The organism is Sphaerochaeta sp. S2 (genome assembly GCF_016406725.1).
GTDB lineage: Bacteria > Spirochaetota > Spirochaetia > Sphaerochaetales > Sphaerochaetaceae > Sphaerochaeta.
The window spans coordinates 1-6,021 of sequence record NZ_JAEKNT010000543.1 but is presented as its reverse complement, the minus strand read 5'-3'; the positions used below and the strand labels follow the sequence as shown (position 1 = coordinate 6,021).

The following is a 6,021-nucleotide window of genomic DNA, read 5'->3' as shown; positions in this document are numbered from 1 at the left end:
ATGGTATGTTGAGCGTTATCAAGGATGTGGGCTTGGTTGCCGATGTTTTTGAGCACCCCCCAGAGCTCCCCTCTGGTTCCTCCAAGATGGCTATCGCCCATACCCGCTATGGGACGAGCGGGGAGAGAAGCCCGGAGAATGTCCAACCAATGATTTTTCATCATATGCTGGGCAGTCTTGCTTTGGCCCACAACGGAAATCTGGTCAATGACCAGGAGCTTCGTAGTACGCTGGAGTTGAAAGGCTCGCTCTTTCACTCCTCGAGCGATACAGAGGTGTTTGCCCATATTCTCACCAGCCACCGATTGGAATCCCAAAGCCTGGAAGAGGCTCTCTCCAGAACCATGGATGAGGTGAAGGGGGCCTACTCCCTTCTGGTGATGAGCGAAGATTCGCTCATTGCCGTTCGGGACCCCCATGGGTTCCGTCCACTCTGCCTGGGCAAAGTGGAAGATGGGTATGTATTTGCCAGTGAAAGTTGTGCCCTTGATGCTGTTGGGGCTCAGTTCCTTCGGGATATTGAGCCTGGGGAGATCTGTATCATCGATGGGAAGGATGGGACAATCCATTCCAACAAAGAGCATTGCAAGAGCGTTAGTTCCAGCCTCTGCGTCTTTGAACTCATCTATTTTGCACGTCCCGACAGCGTCATAGACACCATCAGCGTCCATGAGGCAAGAATCCGTAGTGGGGCATTCCTCGCCCTGGAGCACCCTGCTCAGGCAGATGTGGTCATAGGTGTGCCTGACAGTGGGATTGATGCTGCAATCGGGTATTCCAGGCAGTCAGGGATTCCCTATGGGATTGGCTTTATCAAGAATAAGTACATTGGCAGGACATTCATCCAACCGAAGCAGGGTGAGCGGGAGAGTACGGTGCGTATCAAACTCAATCCGATCAGCTCAACGGTGCGAGGGAAACGAGTGGTTCTGATTGATGATTCCATCGTAAGGGGAACCACAAGCAAGCGTATTGTTCGCCTGCTTAGGGAAGCAGGAGCTAAAGAGGTTCATTTGCGCTCATCGGCTCCTCCATTCCTGTTCCCCTGTTATTACGGTACCGATATTGATTCAAAAAAAGATCTTTTTGCCTGTAATCATGACCATAAGGCCATGGAGGCAATCCTTGGTGTCGACTCACTTGGATTCCTTACAATTGACCAAGTGATAAAACTTTCAGATCATCCGGGTATTGGGTTCTGCCGAGCATGTTTTACCGGTGAGTATCCCTGTCCCAAAGCGTTATAGGAGCTGGTTATGCAAGCACAAAGATATGCAGATGCTGGGGTTGATGTGAGGCGGGGCTACAAAGCAGTTGAATTGATGAAAAAGCACGTTGCCTCCACCATGATTGACGGGGTCCGCTCCGATCTCGGAGGTTTCTCCGGTCTCTTTGAACTCGATCTGGAAGACACCCCCCACCCAGTTCTCGTGTGTGGTACTGATGGGGTAGGTACCAAGCTGAAGATAGCATTTGCCCTTGATCGTCATGATTCAGTGGGAATTGATTGTGTCGCCATGTGCGTCAACGACGTCATATGCTGCGGAGCTAAGCCACGTCTCTTTCTTGATTACATTGCCTTGGGTCTGCTTGCCCCACTGAAAGTGGAACAGATTGTCAAAGGCGTTTCCAAGGGGTGCCGGCAGGCTGGATGTGCCCTTATTGGGGGCGAGACGGCAGAGATGCCGGGTTTCTACCAGGAAGGAGAGTATGACCTGGCAGGATTCTGTGTTGCTGTGGCCGAAAAGGAAAGAATCTTCGACCCATCCACCATTAAGCGTGGAGACTGCCTCCTGGCTCTCCCCTCAAGCGGGGTTCACTCAAATGGATTCTCCCTCATCAGGCAGGTCTTTGATCTGGATAATGACCCTTCCTTGCTTTTTCATTGGTATGAGGAACTTGGCTGTACCCTGGGCGAAGAGTTGCTTACACCAACAAGAATCTATGTTTCCCAGGTGTTGGAACTTGCCGAAAAGATTTCCATAAAGGGGGCAAGCCACATTACCGGAGGGGGATTCTATGAAAATATCCCCAGGATGCTTCCCCCCGGCCTTGGCGCTGTTATCAATAGGGAATCGATCAAGCAGAAACCAATTTTTGGTCTTATCCAACAAACAGGATCAATTCCAAATGAGGACATGTATGCCACATTCAACATGGGAGTAGGAATGGTACTTGCCATCGGGGGAGAGGATGCTGAGCTTGCTCTCTCTCTTATTCCTGATGCTTGGGTCCTTGGGGAAGTGACAGAATCAGAAGGGGTGGTGATCGCATGATCCGTATCGCTGTATTGGCAAGCGGGAGTGGGACCAATCTTCAGGCTATGCTTGATGCTGCTGATGCTCACCTGCTCGATCATGGCTCGGTTGTCCTGGTAGTCAGCGACAGGAGCGATGCACTAGCCCTGGATCGGGCAAAGCTGAAGGGAATTCCTTCTGTTGCCCTTGACAAAAAACAACTCAAGAAGGCACGGTTTGAGACAGAACTCTTGGCTTTGCTTGGAGCCTACCGCATAGATTTGGTGGTATTGGCTGGTTTTTTGAGCATTCTCAGTGGCAATGTTGTGAGACAGTACCCTGAGAGGATTCTCAATATCCACCCCTCCCTGATACCCAGCTTCTGTGGAAAAGGGTATTATGGCAGGCGGGTGCATGAGGCTGCCTTGGAACGTGGGGTTAAACTCAGCTGGGCAACCGTGCACATCGTCAGTGAGGAAGCGGATGCCGGTCCGATCCTTGCACAGCGCTCGCTCGAGGTGCTTGAAAGCGATACGCCGGAGAGTCTGGCAAAACGGATTCTGGAGACAGTCGAGTGGAAATTGCTTTCTGAAACCGTGGAGCACTATTGTCAATTATTGGAGTATGGGATGGATTTGAACAGAGCACTGCAGGCACAACGATATCCTGGAAGGGGTATTGTGTGTGGATTGAACGAAGAAGGAAAGAGTATTGTTGCCTACTTCATAACCGCCCGAAGCGAGCACAGCAAAAACCGTCGGTTGGTTGCAGATGCGGGGACTGTCAGGACTGAGGCGATTGATGAGCGCTTGGTCAAGGACCCTTCCCTGATCATCTACCGTGCGATGGATACGTATGAAACCAAGCTTGTGGTCTCCAATGGCGACCAGAGCGATACCATCCTCTCCTTGCTTGCTGAAGGCAAGGGAATGGCAGAAGCTCTTGAGAGCCACACCTATGAACCCGATGCCCCGAACTATACCAGCCGTATCAGTGGATTGGTTGATTTCTCTGATGGCGGAGCGTATACCCTCTCAATCCTGAGAAGGAAGAAGGAAGCGTGTGAGCGAGCCCTCTTTCCCTACCCTCAACCAAGGAGAGGGGAAGGTTATCTCATCCATACCTATGAAGGGGATGGCAATCCTCTTCCTCCCTTCGCCGGAAAACCGAGACAAGTGGTCTTGAAGGGATCGGGAGGTGAGATTGCCAACCAGATATGGAAGAGTCTTGATGAATCGTATCGGGTGGCACTCTGTGTCCGGGAGACCGATCTTTCAGTCGGTTCCTTTGAACTGTTCTTGATCAATGCAGAGAGTGGGAGGTAGAAGGTGGATCATTTGGATTTGAAGTATGGATGCAATCCCAACCAAGGACATGCGCGTATAAGCATGGAAGTGGGGGATCTTCCCCTGCAGGTGTTGTGCGGAAGCCCTGGATATATCAATTTGCTTGATGCGCTGAACGGTTGGCAGCTGGTCAGCCAACTCGCAGAGGCTACCGGACTCAGTGCAGCCGCCTCGTTCAAGCATGTCAGTCCTGCAGGTGCGGCGGTCTCGCTTGCATTGAATGAAACAGAGCGAAGGATGTACTTCATCGGGGAGCATGAGGAACTTTCTCCGCTTGCCACTGCCTACGTTCGTGCCCGTGGTGCTGACCGTATGTCTTCCTTCGGGGATTTCATCAGTCTCAGTGATCGCTGTGATCTGCAAACAGCACGAATCATCAAGCGTGAAGTTTCTGACGGGGTTATCGCACCCTCCTACGAACCTGAGGCGCTTGCCTTGTTGCAGAAGAAGAAAGGCGGCAAGTATGTCGTATTGCAGATAGATCCTGGCTATGTACCACCAATGCTGGAGACGAGAAGTGTCTTTGGGATTACCTTTACCCAAGAACGTAATACTGCAGTACTGGATGCATCTGTCCTTCAGCCGATCATCACACAGAACAAGGATTTGACAGAGGAGGCCCGTCTTGACTTGCTCGTTGCACTCAATGCACTGAAGTATACGCAATCGAATTCTGTATGTTTTGCGAAGCGTGGGCAAACCATCGGGGTGGGGGCAGGACAGCAATCCAGGATCCATTGCACCCGCCTTGCAGGGGAAAAGGTCGATGCCTGGCACCTGCGTCAGTCCAGGCAAGTCCTTGACCTTCCCTTCCTTCCAACCTTGAGCAGGAATGAGAAGGATAATGCAGTGGAAGCGTATCTGCGCTCTGAAATCCAGGACCCCGGGCTCTATTTCAGTGAGGATGTGCCCCCACTCACAGATCAGAAAAAGCGGGATATCCTAGCCTCATTTACCGGTGTAAGCCTTGCCAGTGATGCCTTCTTCCCCTTCAGGGATAATATCGACCGTGCAGCCCAGAGTGGTGTTTCCTATATCGTGCAAAGTGGAGGTTCCCTGCGTGACGATGCAGTGATCAAGGCATGTGATGAGCATGGCATCCTGATGGTGTGCAATGCGATCCGTCTCTTCCACCACTAGAAGATGCGTATCCTCATTATCGGTTCAGGCGGCCGTGAACACGCCTTGGCAGCAGTAATTGCAAAGAGTAAGAAGGCAACTGAGCTGTTTTGCATCGGACATAATGCAGGAATTGCATCCCTTACAACGATGGTCTCCATCCCGCTTTGTGACCACAATGGGATTGCTGAATTTGCAGTGCAGCATGCAATTGAGTTTGCAGTAATAGGACCCGATGAGGCGCTGGTCGGCGGGCTTGCCGATGTATTGGAGGCACAGGGGATTCCCTGTTTTGGTCCAACCAAGGTGGCCAGCCAGCTAGAGGGGAGTAAATCCTACGCCAAGGCTTTTATGGTGCGGAATCATATCCCCACTCCTTCCTATGAGGTGTTTACCGATATTGTCACAGCACGTGAGCACCTATCACGAAGCTCTTTCCCTTTGGTGGTCAAGGCTGATGGGCTGGCTCTCGGTAAAGGGGTAGTCATCGCAGAGACGATTGAGGAGGCTGAAGAGGCTCTTCAGGCTATGATGGTAGAGAAGGTCTTTGCCTCCAGTGGGCAGACAGTCGTGATCGAGGAGTTTGTCAGTGGGCCTGAGGTTTCCTTGCTTGTCTTGAGTGATGGAACGCATGTAAAGCCTCTGGTCAGTTGCATGGACCATAAGCGCGCCTTCGATGGGGACCAGGGACCTAATACCGGAGGGATGGGGGTCATAGCCCCAAACCCATTCTACAGTGAGCAGGTTGCAGCCGAGTGTATGGAAAGCATCGTGCTTCCTACCATTGCAGCACTCAAGAGAGATGGCAGTCCGTTTGTGGGCTGTCTCTTTTTTGGTCTTATGCTCACCTCTGGGGGCCCTGTGGTCATTGAATACAATTGTCGCTTCGGGGACCCAGAGGCTGAGGTTGCACTTACCCTTTTGGAAGGTGATGCACTGGAAATCCTGTTGTCTTGCAGGAATGGGACCCTCGATCGTGTCCCGGTGGTGAGCAGAAAGGAATCTGCCTGTTCGGTGACACTTGCCAGTGGTGGCTACCCAGTCAGGTATGAAAAGGGAAAAGTGATTACCATCAGCGACCTTCCCCAGAATACTACGGTTTATCATGGTGGAACCACCTATGATGAACAGGGGAATTTGGTGACTGATGGGGGAAGGGTCCTCCATGTGGTGGGGACCGGTGATACATTGGCAAAAGCGATACATGTGGCGTATAAGGCAGTGGATGCTGTTACCTATGAGGGAAAGCAGTATCGAAGGGATATTGGGAAGAGAGCATTGCAGGAGGAAGAGCATGGTTCGTCGTGTATACATAACCC

The 6,021-nt window shown here is 51.7% G+C and carries 5 protein-coding genes; all 5 read left to right on the top strand.

What is annotated here, in order from left to right:
• Positions 1-1,247, top strand: a 1,247-nt coding sequence (gene purF / locus JF818_RS16065; RefSeq protein WP_198893053.1) for an amidophosphoribosyltransferase, incomplete at its 5' end; no start/stop codon positions are given.
• A 9-nt stretch (positions 1,248-1,256) separates the two neighbouring features.
• Positions 1,257-2,276: a phosphoribosylformylglycinamidine cyclo-ligase gene (gene purM, locus JF818_RS16060; protein WP_198893052.1), complete on the top strand. Its 1,020-nt coding sequence runs from the start codon at positions 1,257-1,259 to the stop codon at positions 2,274-2,276.
• The gene (gene purN, locus JF818_RS16055; RefSeq protein ID WP_198893051.1) at positions 2,273-3,562 is read left to right on the top strand and encodes a phosphoribosylglycinamide formyltransferase; all 1,290 of its coding nucleotides are present in this window, start codon (positions 2,273-2,275) and stop codon (positions 3,560-3,562) included. The genes purM and purN overlap by 4 nt, the downstream gene beginning before the upstream one ends.
• A gap of 3 nt (positions 3,563-3,565) precedes the next feature.
• The gene (locus tag JF818_RS16050; RefSeq protein WP_198893050.1) at positions 3,566-4,723 is read left to right on the top strand and encodes a phosphoribosylaminoimidazolecarboxamide formyltransferase; all 1,158 of its coding nucleotides are present in this window, start codon (positions 3,566-3,568) and stop codon (positions 4,721-4,723) included.
• 3 nt (positions 4,724-4,726) lie between these two features.
• A partial coding sequence (gene purD / locus JF818_RS16045; RefSeq protein WP_198893049.1) for a phosphoribosylamine--glycine ligase occupies positions 4,727-6,021 on the top strand: 1,295 nt, incomplete at its 3' end.